The organism is Streptomyces sp. NBC_00510 (assembly GCA_036013505.1).
Classification (GTDB): Bacteria; Actinomycetota; Actinomycetes; order Streptomycetales; family Streptomycetaceae; genus Actinacidiphila.
This window is the reverse complement of sequence record CP107851.1, coordinates 4,800,001-4,814,840: the sequence shown is the minus strand read 5'-3', so window position 1 is coordinate 4,814,840 and position 14,840 is coordinate 4,800,001. Positions and strand designations below refer to the sequence as shown.

General features: G+C 75.0%; 8 protein-coding genes (1 of these 8 running past the window's edge). 5 read left to right on the top strand and 3 right to left on the bottom strand.

Annotated elements, in window-relative coordinates; genetic code table 11:
- Nucleotides 1-21: 21 nt before the first annotated feature.
- From tmk to OG937_21570, 3 genes are all read left to right on the top strand, one after another.
- Entirely contained in the window at nt 22-3,057 is a 3,036-nt protein-coding gene (tmk, locus tag OG937_21580) for a dTMP kinase (protein WUD74097.1), read from the top strand.
- A 675-nt stretch (nt 3,058-3,732) separates the two neighbouring features.
- The gene (locus OG937_21575) at nt 3,733-6,972 is read left to right on the top strand and encodes an AAA family ATPase (GenBank protein WUD74096.1); all 3,240 of its coding nucleotides are present in this window, start codon (nt 3,733-3,735) and stop codon (nt 6,970-6,972) included.
- Between the two features lie 72 nt (nt 6,973-7,044).
- The gene (locus tag OG937_21570; protein WUD74095.1) at nt 7,045-7,743 is read left to right on the top strand and encodes a DsbA family oxidoreductase; all 699 of its coding nucleotides are present in this window, start codon (nt 7,045-7,047) and stop codon (nt 7,741-7,743) included.
- Between the two features lie 24 nt (nt 7,744-7,767).
- Here the strand turns inward: OG937_21570 and OG937_21565 are convergent, their stop codons facing one another.
- Complete coding sequence (locus OG937_21565) at nt 7,768-9,630, bottom strand: sigma-70 family RNA polymerase sigma factor (protein ID WUD74094.1); 1,863 nt, start codon at nt 9,628-9,630, stop codon at nt 7,768-7,770.
- Nucleotides 9,631-9,740: 110 nt separating this feature from the next.
- Nucleotides 9,741-10,439, bottom strand: coding sequence for a TetR/AcrR family transcriptional regulator (locus tag OG937_21560; GenBank protein ID WUD74093.1), 699 nt, complete (start codon nt 10,437-10,439; stop codon nt 9,741-9,743).
- 294 nt (nt 10,440-10,733) lie between these two features.
- Here OG937_21560 and OG937_21555 point away from each other — a divergent pair, with 294 nt between their 5' ends.
- On the top strand, nt 10,734-12,113 hold the full coding sequence (locus OG937_21555; protein ID WUD74092.1) for an NAD(P)/FAD-dependent oxidoreductase: 1,380 nt from the start codon (nt 10,734-10,736) through the stop codon (nt 12,111-12,113).
- A 116-nt stretch (nt 12,114-12,229) separates the two neighbouring features.
- Nucleotides 12,230-13,879, top strand: a complete 1,650-nt coding sequence (locus tag OG937_21550; protein WUD74091.1) for a SpoIIE family protein phosphatase — start codon at nt 12,230-12,232, stop codon at nt 13,877-13,879.
- A 7-nt stretch (nt 13,880-13,886) separates the two neighbouring features.
- Here the strand turns inward: OG937_21550 and OG937_21545 are convergent, their stop codons facing one another.
- A protein-coding gene (locus OG937_21545) for an MFS transporter (GenBank protein ID WUD74090.1) crosses the window boundary here: on the bottom strand, nt 13,887-14,840 show its 3' portion. 294 nt of this gene lie beyond the right edge of the window; the window shows 954 of its 1,248 coding nt (coding positions 295-1,248); the start codon falls outside the window, past its right edge; it ends in the stop codon at nt 13,887-13,889.

Here is a 14,840-nt window from a genome sequence, read left to right as displayed (position 1 = left end):
GTGTCCCGATAGGCTGGCGGAATGACGCGATCCGAGCAGCCAACGGACACGTTCGCCGACGAACTCGAGGCCGACTCGCGGCAACGCGCCGTGGGTGCCCTGCTGAAGATCCCTCCCCTGCGCAAGCTGTGGGGCGCTCAGCTGACCGGCACCGTCGGCGACCGGCTCGCCCTGCTGGTCCTGGTCGTCCTGACGGCGCAGGCCGCCGTCGGCGCCCAGGCCTTCGGCGGGGGGTACCGCGGCGCGGCCTTCGCGGTCGCGGCCGTCTTGGGCGCGCGCGTCCTCGCCGCCCTGCTCTTCGGGGCCGTGCTGCTCGGCCCGCTGGGCTCCCTCACCGGGCCCGGCGGCGTGCTGGACCGCCGGTGGACGATGATCGGCTCCGACGTCGTACGCCTCGCGCTGCTGATCGTCGCCCCGCTGTGGATCGACTGGGTGCCGGCCGACGCCGTCGCCTGGCTGCTGGTCACCGTCTTCGTCACCGGGGTGGCCGAGCGGCTGTGGACCGTGGCCAAGGACGGCGCCGCCCCCGGGCTGCTGCCCCCGCCCGCGCCGGGCGCAGGAACGGTACGTCCGCTGCCCGACCGCCTCGACGCGCTGCGCCGCCTCGACCAGCGCACCGGCTTCGTCGCCTTCCCGATCGCCGCCGCGGGCCTCGTCGTCGTGACGCTCGTCGGCAACCTGATCGGCCTCGGCGTCGACTGGTTCGGCCTGCACCAGGCCGCGCTCGCCTCCTACGTCGCCGCCGGGCTGTTCGCCGCCTCCGGCGCCGTCCTCTACCTGCTGGAACTGCCGGGCGACCAGGCGCCCCCGCTCCGCTCCCCGCTGCAGGGCCTGCGCAGCAACGACCGCGGGCGCACCGGCGCCGTACCGCTGCTCGTGCTCGGCACCACCACCGTCGCCGGCGCCATCGCCGCCGCCGTGGCGCTCGCCGTGCTGCACGCCGCCGACCTCGGCGGGGGCCCGGTCGGCTACGGGCTCCTGGTGCTGGCGCTCACCGCGGGCCCCGTGCTCGGCATCCGGATCGCCCCGCACACCTTCCCGGGACTGTCCCGGCGCCGCCTGCTCGCCATCGCCATCGCCGTCACCGGTCTGGCCCTGCTGCTGACCGGCATCGTGCCCGACCCGACGACGGTGCTGCTGCTGGCGCTGCTCGCCGGCACCGCGGCCGGGATCACCGCCAACACCGGGCACGTCCTCATCGACCAGGAGACCGAGGAGTCCCGCAGGGCCCGCGCCACCGACCACCTGCACGCGGTCACGCACCTGCTCATGGCGGTCGGCGCCGTCGGCGCCCCCCTGCTGGCCGGGGGCATCGGCCCGCACCGCGTCGTCAACGGGCACTTCACCTTCGACCACGGCGGCGCCGCCTACGCCCTCATGCTGATCGGCGCCCTGCTGCTGCCCGTCGCCGCGCTCGTCCTCGGCAAGACCGACGACCGCCAGGGCGTGCCCCTGCGCCGCGACCTGCGCGAGGCGCTGCGCGGCGGCGACCCCGAGCAGGCGCCCGCCCCCACCGGCTTCTTCATCGCCGTCGAGGGCGGCGACGGGGCCGGCAAGTCCACCCAGGTCGAGGCCCTCGCCGAGTGGATCCGCGGCAAGGGCCACGAGGTCGTCGTCACCCGCGAGCCGGGCGCCACGGCGGTCGGCAAGCGGCTCCGCTCGATCCTGCTCGACGTCTCCAGCGGCGGGCTCTCCCACCGCGCCGAGGCCCTGCTGTACGCCGCCGACCGCGCCGAGCACGTCGACACCGTCGTACGCCCCGCGCTGGAGCGCGGCGCGGTCGTCATCTCCGACCGCTACATCGACTCCTCCGTCGCCTACCAGGGCGCCGGGCGCGACCTCGCGCCGACCGAGATCGCCCGCATCTCGCGCTGGGCGACGGACGGTCTCGTCCCGCACCTGACCGTCCTGCTCGACGTCACCCCCGAGGCCGCCCGCGAGCGCTTCACCGAGGCGCCCGACCGGCTCGAGTCCGAGCCCGCGGAGTTCCACGACCGCGTGCGCTCCGGCTTCCTCACGCTCGCCGCGGCCGACCCCGCGCGCTACCTGGTCGTCGACGCGGCCCAGGAGCCGGAGGCCGTCACGACGGTGATACGGCACCGTCTCGACGAGATCCTCCCCCTGTCGGAGAAGGAGGTCGAGGCCCGCGAGGAGGCCCGCCGCCAGGCCGAGGAGGACGCCCGCAGGCGCGCCGAGGAGGAGGCGGCCTGCAAGGCAGAGGAGGAGCGGCTCGAACGCGAGCGCCAGGCCCAGCTGGAGAAGCTCCGCGCGGAGGAGGAGGAACGCCGCCGCCTCGCCGAGGAGGCCGCCCGCCTCGCGGCCGAGGAGGCCGCCGCGGAGGAGGCCCGGCGCCGTGCCGAGGAGACCCGCAGGCAGGCGGAGGAGGAGCGCGCCCGCCGCGAGGCCGAGGAGCGCGTCCGCCGCGAGGAACAGGAACGGCTGCGCCGCCAGGCCGAGGAGGAGGCCCGTCTCCGCGCCGAGGCCGAGGAACGCCGCCTGGAGCGCCAGCGCAAGGCCGAGGAGGCCCTGATGCGGGCCGAGCAGGCCCGCGTCGAGGCGGAGGACACGACGAGGACCGTGGAGACCCCGCGGCCGCCGACCCCCTCGACCGGGGCGGCCGGGGACGCGGAGACCGCCGTGCTGCGCGCGGTGCCCGTCGACGACGCGACGGCGGTCCTGCCGCCGGTCAAGCCGGCCTTCCCGGACTTCACGAAGACCGCCGAGACGCCGCGGCCGCCGCGGCCCGCGACGCCCACCGACGCGGAGGAGACGGCCGTTCTGCCCGCGGTCACCCCCGGCGCGGCGGACGACACGGCCGTCCTGCCGCCCGTCCCCTCCGCCGACCGTGTGCCGCCCGGCATCTTCCGGCCCGAGGCGCCGGCCGCGGCGCCGCGTGACCCGGAGAACGAGCGCACGCGCGAGATGCCGTCCGTCCCCGCGGAGGGGCGCCGCCCCCGCCCCCGCCCCTCGTGGGCCGAGGAGACCCCCCTCGACGACCTCCCCTCCCTCGCGGACGAGCTCCTCGGCCCGCGCGACGAGGACGACGACCGGGACTAGCCCCTCCGGGGGCACCGTTCCGCATGCGGTGCCCCTTGCGGCCGTTTGTTGTGTGCGGGTTGTTCGCGCCTGCGGGCGGCTGCGCCGGGCTGCCCGGTGGGTGTGTGCGGGTTTGTTTGCGCCTGCGGCGGGCTGTCCCCCGCCCGCCCTCCCGATTGCCCGGCGCGGTTGGTGCGGGCCTCGCGCGGTGGGTGGTGGGCCGGGGGCGGGGCCTCCGGGGCTGGGCATTCCGGACCGCATATTTATGTGCATGACGGGCGGCACTTGTTGTGCCGCCCGTGCCGCACAACAAATACACGTCAGCGTCCAGAACGCCCACCCTCCCCCAGCCTTCGGCCGGGGGTGCCCCCAACTCCCCCGCCCCCTCCCTATCGTGCGGCGACCAACGGCCGGTGAGGGCTCAGAGAGCGGTCCGGGGTTGCCGCAGGTGCCTACTCACCCCCCACCGGCCGTCATGCGCCCCGACAACGGGAGGGGATGTGGCGGGGTGCGCCGATGGGGGTCCCCCCGGCCGAAGGCTGGGGGAGGGAGGGCGGGTGGGGGATGCCCGCCGCAGGCGCAACGCACCCGCACACGAACGACGGGCCGCACTCCGAACCCCGGTCCGCGAAGCGCAACGCACCCGCACAGGGAAACGGCTTCGCCTCGCAGAGCCCGCACCGTAAGAATGGCCCCGTGCGGTACCTGATCCTCGGCGCCACGGAGGCGCGCAGCCCCACCGGCGCGCCCGTGCCCCTGGGCAGCGGCAAGCGGCTGCGGGCCCTGCTCGCCGCACTCGCGCTGCACGCCCCGCACGCGGTGTCCACGGACGCCCTGATCGCCGAGGTGTGGGGTGGCGAGGGCGACGAGCCGCCCCAGGACGCCTCCGGCGCACTGCAGGCGCTCGTGTCGAGGCTGCGCCGCGCCCTCGGGTCCCAGGACAACACGATCGCCTCGGGCCCCGCCGGCTACCGCCTGGTCACGGCCACCCCGGACGACGTCGACCTGCACCTCTTCGAGCGCCTGGTACGCGAAGGCAGTGCCGCCCTCGACGCCGGTGACCCCGACGCCGCCGCGGAGACCTTGGAGGCCGCGCTCGCGCTGTGGCGCGGTCCCGCGCTGGCGGACCTGCCCGACCGGGGTTCCGCCGCCGCCCGGGCGGAGGACCTGCGGCTGACCGCGACGTACCGCCGCATCGAGGCGTGCCTGGCGCTCGGCCGCGGCGGCGAACTGCTGCCGCAGTTGCGTGGGCTGGTCGCCGAGCACCCGCTGCACGAGCCGTTCCGGGCGCAGTTGATACGGGCGCTGCATGCGACGGGTCGCTCCGCCGACGCCCTGGCGGCGTACGAGGACACCCGCCTGGCCCTCGCCGATCGCCTCGGCACCGACCCGGGCGTCGAACTCAAGTCCCTGCACGCCCAGTTGCTCGCCGCCGAACCGCAACCGCCGACCCCGACAGCCGCCCCTACCGGCCCGCCCAGCACGGGAAACCTGCGGGCCCGCCTCACCAGCTTCGTCGGCCGCGAGGCCGAACTGGACGTGCTGCGCGCGAGCCTGACCGACGGCAGGCACCGCCTGGTGACGCTGACCGGCCCCGGGGGTTCCGGCAAGACGCGGCTGTCGCAGGAGGCCGCGGCCGCGGTGGCCGGGGCCTCCGCGTACCCGGACGGGGTGTGGCTGGCGGAGTTCGCCCCGCTGGACCGCCCCGCCGCCGTGCCGGACGCCGTGCTGAGCGCGATCGGACGCCGTGACACGGCCGTGCTGGCCGCCGCCCGCGAGGTGCGCAGCGCGGGCCAGGAGGCCGACCCGGCAGCCCGGCTCCTGGAGCACTGCGCGCAGCGCCGCATGCTGCTGGTGCTCGACAACTGCGAGCACGTCATCGACGCCGCGGCCGCCCTCACCGACCAGTTGCTCGCCGCCTGCCCCGGTGTGACCGTGCTCGCCACGAGCCGCGAGCCGCTGGGTCTGCAGGGCGAGACGGTGCGCCCGGTCGAGCCGCTGCCGTTGCCGACCGCGCACCGGCTGTTCGTGGAGCGGGCGGCGGCCGTGCGCCCCGGGTTCGACGCGGACCACGACCACGCGGCGGCGGTGGACGAGATCTGCCGCCGCCTGGACGGGCTGCCGCTGGCCATCGAGCTGGCCGCCGCGCGGCTGCGGGTGCTCACCCCGCGCCAGATCGCGGCCCGCCTCGACGACCGCTTCCGGCTGCTGACCGGCGGCAGCCGCACCGCGCTGCCCCGCCAGCAGACGCTGCGCGCGGTCGTCGACTGGAGCTGGGACCTGCTCGACGAGGCGGAACGCACGACGCTGCGCCGGCTGAGCGTCTTCGCCGGCGGCTGCACGCTGCAGGCGGCGGAGGCCGTGTGCGGGGAGGAGGCGCTGGAGCTGGTCGGCCAGCTCGTGGACAAGTCCCTGATCGTGGTCGACCACGGCACGGAGGAGGTGCGCTACCGGCTGCTGGAGACGATCCACGAGTACGCCGCCGAGCGCGCAGCCGGTGATCCCGCCGACCGGGCGGAGGCGGCCCGCCGGCACACCGCGTACTTCGCGGACTTCGCCCGCACCGCAGACTCCGGCCTGCGCGCCCCCGAGCAGTTGGTCTGGGCGGCCCGTGTGGAGGCGGACCTGGACAACGTACGAGCCGTGCTGCGCCGGACGATCGACGCGGGGGACGAGGCCGAGGGGATCGAACTGGCCCTGGCCATGGGCTGGTTCTGGTGGCTGCGCAACTTCCGCGACGAAGCGCGGGAGTGGCTCGCCCGGCTCATCGGGCTCGCCGAACTCCCCGACGATCCCGGCGCCCCGGGCTTCTGGCCGCGCATGAACCTGCGGCTGCTCCACCTCTTCGTGGTCAGCGACACCATGCCCCGCGAGGAGATGCAGAGCCAGGAGATGCTGGCGCTGGCCTCGCGGATCGTCGAGGTGTACAGCGTGCCGGGCCCGCACTCGGCGCGCTTCCCCGGCATGCTGTGGCCGTTCTGCGACTACGTCGTGGGCCGCCACGAGGCGATCCGGGAGCACGCGGACACGATGGTGGCCACCTGCCGCGCGTACGGCGGCACATGGGAACTGGCGGCGGCACTGATGTTCCGTACGCACATCACGATCGACCTCCCCGGCGGGCTCCCCCGGGCCGACGCGGACTGGCCGGAGCTGCTGGAACTCAGCGAACGGCTCGGCGACCGCTGGATGCGCGCCCAGGTCTGCGAGGCGGGGGCCGAGATGGCGCTGGCGTACGGCGACTACGCGGCGGCGCGGGCGGACCTGGAGGAGGCCCTGCGGCTCGGCGGTGAACTGGGCGCGCACGTGGAGGGCATCTTCGTCCGTTCCCGCATGGGTGAGGTGGCCCACCGGGAGGGCGACGACGCCCGCGCCGAGAAGCTGCTGCGCCAGGCCGCCGAGGAGGCCGAGCAGTACGGGGTGTGGGACGCCCGCGCCTACATCCGTGCGCTGCTGGCGACGATCGTGCTGCGCCGGGGCGAGCTCCGGGAGGCCCGGGAGCTGGTCGACCTCGCGCACGGCGAGGGCCGTATGGGCACGCCCCCACCGGACTTCGAGCTGCTCGTGGCGAGCCTGTCGGCCCGGGTGGCCGCCGCCGAGGGCGACACGGCGGGTGCCCTGGCCGGGCTCGCGGAGGCACTGCGCGCGGGACTCGACGGCTTCTGCGCCGAACCGCGTCTGGCGGCGGTGGCCGAGTACGCCGCCGAGGTGCTGGTGACCCTCGGCGATCCCGTACGGGCCGCCGGGCTGCACGGTGCGGCCGACGGCCTGCGCGCGGGCCTGCCGCGCCCCGTCCCGGAGGAGGAGGTGGTGCGCGCGGCGGGGGCGGCGGCCCGCGCGGCCCTGGGGGACGGGCCGTACGAGCGGGCCCGCACCGCGGGCCACGGGCTGGGCGGCGAGGGCGCCTACGCGCTGCTGGCCGAGGCGATCGCCTAGGGGAATGGCCGGGGACGGGCTCTTCGTTGCAGGCTTGAGGATTCAACTGACTGTTTCGGTGACGGAGAGAGCATGAAGGTCGAGATCTACAGCGACATCGCCTGTCCCTGGTGCTACGTCGGCAAGCGCCGCTTCGAGCGGGCGCTGGCCGCCTTCCCGCAGGCCGACCAGGTCGAGGTGGTCTACCGCCCCTTCCAGCTCGCCCCCGACAAGTCGGACACCCCCGAGCCCCACCGCGCCTACCTCGACGAGCGCTACGGCCCGCAGTCCGCGGCGATGGACGCCCGGGTGGCGGAGCTCGGCCGTGCCGAGGGCCTGGCCTTCGACTTCGACCGCGCCATCGAGAACAACACCCTGCTCGCCCACCGCCTGCTCTGGCACGCCCTGAACGCGTACGGCGCCAGGGAGCAGGCCGCGCTCAAGGACCGGCTGCTCGTGGCGCACTTCGCCGAGGGCGCCGACGTCGGCGACCGCGACACCCTGGCCGCCCTCGCCGCCGAGGCCGGGCTGGACCGCGACCGCGCGGCCGCCTTCCTCGGCTCCGACGAGGGCCTCGCGGAGGTGCTCGCCGAGATCGACGACGCCCGCAGCATCGGTGTGAACGCCGTCCCGACCTTCGTCTTCGAGGGCAAGTGGGCCGTCCAGGGCGGCCAGGAGACCTCGACCTTCCTGCGTGTGCTGGAGCAGGTCGCCCAGGAGACCGGCGCCGTACCCGCCGCCCCAGCGGCGGACGCCTGCGCCGACGGCGCGTGCGAGGTCCCCGCCGGCTGAACCGGCGGGGACCGGCGGCACGCCTCAGTCGCAGGTGATCCGCGACACCGCCCAGTCCGCGACGTTCACCAGGTGGAACCTGCGCGTCGGCTCGACCGTCAGCCGGATGCCGGCGTTGCCGGCGATCGGCACGTGCACCGGCACCCCCAGGTCACCGCCGCGCAGCACCTCGGAGCGCCACAGCCGCCCGTGGTCGCCGTAGACCGAGAAGCGCGCCGCGCCGAAGCCCAGTGCGACGTCGTCGATGCCGACGACGGCGTCGAAGGCGGTGCAGGAGCGGTTGAGGTCGATGGTGACGGTGGACGGCGCGCCGACCGTGACGCCGTCGGGGTAGCGCGTGCCGTCGATGCCGAGGCCCCAGCGCTGCCAGACCCAGTCGCCGAGGCGGATCGTGGGCCGGTCCGACCGGCCGAGGACGCCGTGCTCGAGCGCGCTCAGCCGGTAGACCGCCGGCTCGGGCGCCTGGGTCGGCGTCGGTGTGGGCGTGGGCGTGGGCGTGGGCTCGGGGGTACGGCTGGGGGACGGCGCCGGCGGCTCGCTGGGTGTGGGCGCCGGCTCCTCGGCGGGGCGCGCCGGAGGCGTCGGGGTCGGGGTGACGGCCCGCACGGGAGCCCGGACGGACGGCGTCGGGCTCGGCGCCGGGGAGCGCCGTGACGGCGAAGGGGTCGGTGTGGGGGCCGGCGCCGGGACGACCGGCGCGGCCGAGGGCTTGCTCTCCGCCTGCGGCGGGGGTGTGCTGTCGTTCCCGGTCAGGGCGATCGCCACCACGGCACCGGCCGCCGCGAGCGCCAGCCCCGCGGCAACGGTGATCTTCACCGGTGCGGCGGCCCCTTCGGCGGCCGCCGCACCACCGGCACCCGCCGCCGCGCCACCGCCCGAAGCGCCGCCCGACGCTGCGGCGGCCGCGCCGGCACCGGCCACCGCACCGCCCGCGGCGATGCCCGCCGCCTTCGCCGCGTACGCCGCGCCGAACCAGCCGACGACCGCGACCGGCAGCAGCCCCTTGAGCGCCGCGTTCACGTCCGCCAGCTCCGCCGCCGCAAGGCGGCACTTGGCGCATTCCTCCAGGTGCTTGCGCAGCTCCCGGTCGGCCCGTATCCGCAGACCGCCGCGGGCGTGCGCGCCGAGCCGGTCCGCGTAGCGGGCACAGGCCCCCTCGGCGGTCAGCGAGGACGAGACGTGCGCCTGCAAATAGGCCTGGCGCAGTCCCTCGCGGGCGCGGTGCGCGAGGACGGCCGTCGCGTTGGCCGTCAGGCCGAGCAACGGAGCGACCTTGCTGGGTGACTCCTCCTCGACCGCGGTGTGCCACAGCACCGCCTGCCAGCGCTCGGGGAGCGTACGGAAGGCCTGGATGGCCAGCGACCGTTCGGCCTCGTGCATGGCGCGCACGTCCGCACCCAGCTCCTGGGCGCCCTCGCCCGCCGCGGCACCGGCCGACGTGACCGCGAACACGGCGAAGTCGTCGACCAGTTGCTCCCGTTTGGCGGTGCTGCCCCACGACGCGGCCACCCGCCGCACCGTGGTGAGCAGGTAGGCCCGCACCGCGGCGTCCGGGCCGCTGCCGCCGCGGATCGCCTGCAGCGTGCGGGCGAAGACCTCGCCGGTCAGGTCCTCCGCGGTGTGCCGGTCACGGCAGCAGCCCCGTGCGTAGCGCCGCACGGCCGCCACGTGCCGCCGGTACAGCTCCTCGTACGCGCTGTCGTCGCCGCCGCGCACACGGGCGACCAGGTCGGCGTCGGACAACTGCGCCCCGGGGGTGTCCGCGGCCTCGGGGAGGCGCTCCGCGAGCGGATCCCGCTGCCCGGGTACGCGGCCGGACGGCGGGTCCCCACCGGAGTCCGCCCCCGCCTCCGCGGGCGGACCGGACTCCCCGTTTCCTTCATCCACGGGCGTAAGAGTGGCACACCCGTACCGTCCGACGAGCTGTCAAGCACCAGAACCACCCGTCCGGGGAGTTTCACCCCCCGGACGCGGGTCATCACCTGAACGGGCCAGCCTCACGCTCCCGGCCGGGACCGCAGCCCCTCCAGCAGGATGTCCAGCAACCGGCCCGAGGCGGCTGCCTGTTGGGCGGGGTCCGGCAGTGACGGCGCCGAGGTGGCGATGACCAGCAGCACATCGGCCACCGACACGTCCGCGCGCAGTTCACCGGCCGCCCGCGCCCGCTCCACCAGCTGCCCGACGACGTCCAGCAGCGTGGCGACACCGGTGCCCGAGGCGACGTCCTCCCCCGCCCCGCGCTGCTGCGGCACGCGCGCCCCGTCCGAGGCGCCGGCCGGCTGCACGTGGAGCACCTGCGGCGGCAGCAGCCGCCCGGCGCCGGAGGCCACCGACGTCCGCAGGAAGCGGGACAGTGCCGACCAGGCCTCCTCCTCCTGGCCCAGGGCCGCGCGCGCCTGCTCCGTCAGGCGTGCCGTCTCCTCCTCGGCTATGCGCCGCACCAGCACGTCCTTGCTGGGGAAGCGCCGGTAGACGGTGCCGACGCCCACCCGGGCCCGCCGTGCCACGTCCTCCATCGGCGCGCCGTACCCCAGCTCGCCGAAGACCTCGCGGGCGGCGCGCAGGACGTGCTCGAGGTTGCGCTGCGCGTCCACGCGCAGCGGCGACGTACGACTCCCGCCGACACTCCGTACGACCGTGTCCGGATGACCGCTGACGGTCGCGGTCATCGCCCATTGAGGGTCCTGGATATGCATATGTGTATCCCCCGGTTAATCGCGTCTCCCCCCGGAGACTCCCCACCCCATGATCGCCGGGAGACGGCGGACGACGCCGCACGGGCACCCCGGCCGGATACGAACATAGTTGAGCCCCGGTCAAGAATGAAGGGGGAGTCCACCCACGATCGGAGTACCGGGGTCGCCGATTCTCCGTTCCGGCACTTCACACCGGTCGGGAACCCGCCCGTGACCTGCCGGAGAACAGGATTCGGCCATTCATTGCCGTACGCCCTGTGGACAAACCCCGATGGCCCATTGCCTCATGGGACGATGGCAGCACTCAAGGGGCCGTCCGGTGCGGCAGAAGAATCCGGGATCCCACGCATCCTGGTCGTCGGCGGCGGTTATGTGGGCATGTACACCGCTTTGCGGCTGCAGCGCAGGCTGAAGGCCGACGAAGCGGAAATCGTCGTGGTCGAACCGCAGCCTTATATGACCTATCAGCCCTTCCTGCCCGAGGCGGCGGCCGGCTCCATCTCGCCGCGCCACGTCGTGGTGCCCCTGCGCCGGGTCCTGGACCGCTGCACGCTGGTCATCGGCGAGGCTCGGCGCATCGACCACGGCAAACGGGTCGCCACCCTCACCACCCTCGCCACCGAGGAGGAGGGCTCCGCCGCGCTGGAGCTGCCGTACGACCACCTGGTGCTGGCACCCGGCTCGGTCTCCCGCACCCTGCCGATCCCCGGCCTCGCCGAGCACGGCATCGGCTTCAAGACCGTCGAGGAGGCCATCGGGCTGCGCAACCACGTCCTGGAGCAGCTCGACATCGCCTCCTCCACCCGGGACGTCGAGGTCCGCGAGGCCGCCCTGACCTTCGTCTTCGTCGGCGCCGGCTACGCCGGCGTGGAGGCCCTCGGCGAGCTGGAGGACATGGCCCGCTACGCGGTGCGCTACTACCACAACGTCGAGGCCGACGACCTGAGGTGGATCCTGGTGGAGGCCACCGACCGCATCCTCCCCGAGGTCGGCGAGGAGATGGGCCGGTACGCCGTCCGCGAGCTGCGCGGCCGCAACATCGACATCCGCCTGAACACCCGGCTGGAGTCCTGCGAGAACCGCATCGCCGCCCTCGACGACGGTTCCCGCCTCCCCACCCGCACCCTGGTGTGGACGGCCGGGGTCAAGCCGCACCCCGTGCTCTCCCGCACCGACCTGCCGCTCAACGGGCGTGGCCGGATCAAGTGCACCGCGGCCCTGCGGATCGCCGGCACCGAGGGCGCCTGGGCCGCGGGCGACGCCGCCGCCGTCCCGGACGTCACCTCCGACGACCCCGAGGCGCTCTGCGCGCCCAACGCCCAGCACGCCCTGCGTCAGGCCCGCGTCCTGGCCGACAACATCGTCGCGACCCTGCGCGGCGAGCCCCTGACCGACTACCGTCACGAGTACGCGGGCTCGGTCGCCTCACTCGGCCTCCACAAGGGCGTGGCACAGGTCTACGGGCGCAAACTCAAGGGCTACCCCGCCTGGTTCATGCACCGCGCGTACCACCTCAGCCGGATGCCCACCTTCAACCGCAAGGCGCGCATCCTGGCCGAATGGGTCCTGTCCGGGCTCTTCAAACGGGAGATCGTCTCGCTCGGCTCGCTGGAGAACCCCCGCGCCGAGTTCGAGCTCGCCGCGGAGACCGGCCGCAAGCCCGACGCGCCCTGACCGCCAGTGCGGATGCGGTGGCCGATTCCCCCGGAGCGGTGGGTCGGCCACACTGGACCCGTGACCAAGCGTGCGCCAGCACCTGCAAAGAGTGACAAATACGAGGAATCGGACGTTTGAACCTCACGCGTTGGAGCGCCCGGCTCCCCGGAACACAACGACGCAATGCCCAGGCGGCGGCCGCCGGTGCCGAACCCCCGTCCGGCGGAGCGGTCCCCGCGGCGCGCGGCGAAGCCGCCGAGCACCCCGACACGCCGGCGCACACCCTCGACGCGCTCCCCGTACGCGAGGTGCTGGGCCGGCTGCCCGCCCTCATCGCGGTCACGCACGGACCCACGCACCACCTCGGGTACGTCAACGAGGCCTGGACCGAGGTCTTCGGCCCCCGCACCGCAGGGGAGCCCGCCCGCGAGTCCCTCCCCGAGCTCGCCGAGCTCGGTCTGCTCCCCCTGATGGACCAGGTCTTCCGCAGCGGCAAGCCCCGCACCGTCAAGGCCCGCAAGGTCGCCACCACCACCCGGCAGGGCTACTTCACCCTCACCTGCAGCCCCGTCCCGGTGAAGGACGGCGGCGACACCGGCGGCGTCCTGGTCTTCGCCACCGACGTCACCGACCAGGTCCAGGCCGCCGAACGCCTCCGCGAGAGCGAGCGCCGCCTGCACGCGACCGCCGTCACCCTCCAGCGCAGCCTGCTCCCCCAGGAGCTCGAACAGCCCGACGACCTGCGCGTCGCCGCCACCTACCAGCCCGGCGGCACCGACGCCGCCGTCGGAGGCGACTGGTACGACGTCATCACCCTCGGCGCCGGCCGCACCGCCCTCGTCATCGGCGACGTCATGGGCCGCGGCGTGCGCGCCGCCGCCGTCATGGGGCAGCTGCGCACCGCCGTCCGCGCCTACGCCCGCCTCGACCTGCCCCCGCACGAGGTCATCCAGCTCCTCGACGGCCTCGCCGCCGAGATCGACGCCACCCAGATCGCCACCTGCGTCTACGCCGTCCACGACCCCAGCGAGGGACGGCTGTCGTACGCCTCCGCCGGCCACCTGCCGATCGTCGTCCGCGACGCCGACGGAACCGTCCGCCGCGCCGACGAACCCACCGGCCCGCCGCTGGGCACCGGCGGCTGGGTCCACACCTCCGGCTCCGTCCCCCTCGGGCCCGGTGCCACGGCCGTGCTCTACACCGACGGCCTCATCGAGCGCCGCGGCGAGGACATCGACGAGGGCGTCTCCGCCCTGATGAACGCCCTCGCCGGCGCCACCGGCAGCCCCCAGGTCATCTGCGACCGCCTGCTGCGCGCCCTCGGGGTCACCTCCGAGCACGCCGACGACGTCGCCGTGCTCGTCATGCAGTACCCGCAGCACGAGGGCAACGACTCCGAACTGTTCCGCAACGCCTCCCTGGAACTGCTGGGCGGCATCGAGGCGGCCCCCCGTGCCCGCGCCTTCGCCCAGGGCGTGCTGACCTCGTGGCGCTTCCCCGTCGAACTCGTCGACCTCGGCGTCCTCGCCGCCAGCGAACTGGTCGCCAACTCGCTCCAGCACGGCGTCCCGCCCATGCGGCTACGGCTGCGGCGCACCGACCGGCGCCTGATCATCGAGGTCACCGACGGCGACGACCACCTGCCGCGCCGCCGCCGCGCCGAACCGGCCGACGAAGCCGGCCGGGGCATCTCCATCATCGCCACCATCGCCTCCGCCTGGGGATCCCGGCGGACCCCCGGCGGCGGCAAGGCGGTGTGGTGCGAGTTCGCGCTCCCCAACTGAGGGAGGATCACGCCGCCAGCACGGGCTCGCGCAGCGGCGCGTCCTGCCCGACCGTGAGACGCCGGCCCAGCCGCACCGAGAGCACGCTGACCGCCAGCGAGCACGCGACCAGCATCACGATGTACTCGGCGTACATCCCGCCGCCCGCCATGAGCCCGCCGACCGCCGGCCCCACGGCCAGCGCCAACTGCTTCACCAGCGCGAACGCCGAGTTGTACTGGCCGACCATCCGCTCCGGCGCCATGTCCGCCACCAGCGGCGCGACCGTCGGCGACAGCATCGCCTCGCCGAGCCCGAACAGCGCGTACGTGCCGATCAGCATGGCCGTCGCGATCCCGTGCGCGGAGCCCGTGAGCCCCGCGAGTCCGGCGACCACCCACGCCAGGGCCCACAGCAGACCGACCGCCGCGATCACCCGGCTGCGTCGCCGCCGCTCCACCGGGCGCAGGACGAGGAACTGCGCCACCACGATCGCCGCGGTGTTCGCCGCGAGGGCGACGCCCAACGTCGCCGGCGACACCTTGGTCACCTCGACCGCGTACGCCGACAACCCCGACTCGAACTGCCCGTAGCAGGCGAAGAACAGCACGCCGCCCAGCACGCACAGCTGCACCATCGCCCGGTCGGCGAACAGAGCCCGCCAACCGCCGGCCGTCTTGTCCGTCGGCGCCGCCTCCATGCGCGCCGCCTTGGGCAGTCGCACGGAGGCCGCGACGACACCGAGGACCACGAACATCGCGGCCTCGATCGAGAACAGCAGCGTGAAGGAGCCCGGCCGCGAGGTGTCGACCAGCAGCCCGCCCAGCAGGCCGCCGACACCCAGCCCGAGGTTGTTCAGGAAGAACTGCGTCGCGAAGGCCCGCGACCGCGTCTTCGGCGTGGAGCACCACACGATGAGCGTGGCCAGCGCCGGCTGCATCACGGCGATGCCCGCGCCCATCACCGCGGACGCGGCGATCAC

What these genes read in the sequence shown, in the direction of transcription:
- OG937_21555 (WUD74092.1), top strand. Translation starts at nt 10,734, where the DNA reads ATGGCAGCACTCAAGGGGCCGTCCGGTGCGGCAGAAGAATCCGGGATC.
- tmk (WUD74097.1), top strand. Translation starts at nt 22, where the DNA reads ATGACGCGATCCGAGCAGCCAACGGACACGTTCGCCGACGAACTCGAG.
- OG937_21570 (WUD74095.1), top strand. Translation starts at nt 7,045, where the DNA reads ATGAAGGTCGAGATCTACAGCGACATCGCCTGTCCCTGGTGCTACGTC.
- OG937_21560 (WUD74093.1), bottom strand. Translation starts at nt 10,439, where the DNA reads ATGCATATCCAGGACCCTCAATGGGCGATGACCGCGACCGTCAGCGGT.